The organism is Kitasatospora putterlickiae, from assembly GCF_039527695.1.
In the GTDB taxonomy this organism is placed as follows: Bacteria; Actinomycetota; Actinomycetes; order Streptomycetales; family Streptomycetaceae; genus Kitasatospora; species Kitasatospora putterlickiae.
This window is the reverse complement of the sequence record NZ_BAAAKJ010000246.1, coordinates 992-1666: the sequence shown is the minus strand read 5'-3', so window position 1 is coordinate 1666 and position 675 is coordinate 992. Positions and strand designations below refer to the sequence as shown.

The 675-nt window shown below is 76.7% G+C and carries 1 pseudogene; it reads right to left on the bottom strand.

The annotated features are described in order from the left end of the window. Nucleotides 1-58 precede the first annotated feature (58 nt). Nucleotides 59-675 (bottom strand): annotated as a pseudogene (locus tag ABD308_RS24815) (hypothetical protein); the annotation flags it as partial.

Below are 675 nucleotides of genomic sequence, written 5' to 3'. Positions count from 1 at the left end.
CACGAAATTGGTGATCAGCCAGTTCAGGTTCTGTGCGGCCTGGCTCATCTGATTCAACTCAACGCTCCTGATGATCTGCGGCGTTGCCGTCGGTCCGGCCCCCGAAGCTATCGAACCCGGGCTGCTGGGCACCATGGTGGAAACCGGCCTGGTCGGCCTGCGCCCGGCTCTGGCCCTGGCCCTGGTTGGGCTGCCCCTGGCCGGCGGCCTGCTCGGCGCCGGCGCGGCGGCCCTGCTGGATGCCGCGGCGCAGGTTGGTGAGACGGCCGCGGACCTCCTCCGGCGCGCGGGAGACCTGCGGGCCGGTCAGCGGGGACGCCTCGGCGGTGCCGGAGACCAGGTTGGCCTGCGGGGTGCGCCGGGGCAGGCCCGACATGGTGACCCCGCTGGTCGACGGCTCGCGGACCTGCTCGGCACGGCGCCAGCGCTCGTCGTTGGCGGACGGGCGCCACGGGGCGTCGCCGGGCTGCGGCTGCTGGCCCGGCTGCGGGGCCTGCTGCTGCGGCTGGGCCTGCGGCCGCTGGGTCTGCTGCTGCGACGGCGGCTGCTGGCCGGGCTGCTGCGGGCGGCCCTGGGCGGCCTGCGGCTGGGTGGGCGCCTGCGACTCGTGGTCCGGCGCCGTGGTGCCGGGGCGGCGCGGCTGGTACGGCCGCGGCCGGCTCTGCTGCGGGGCCG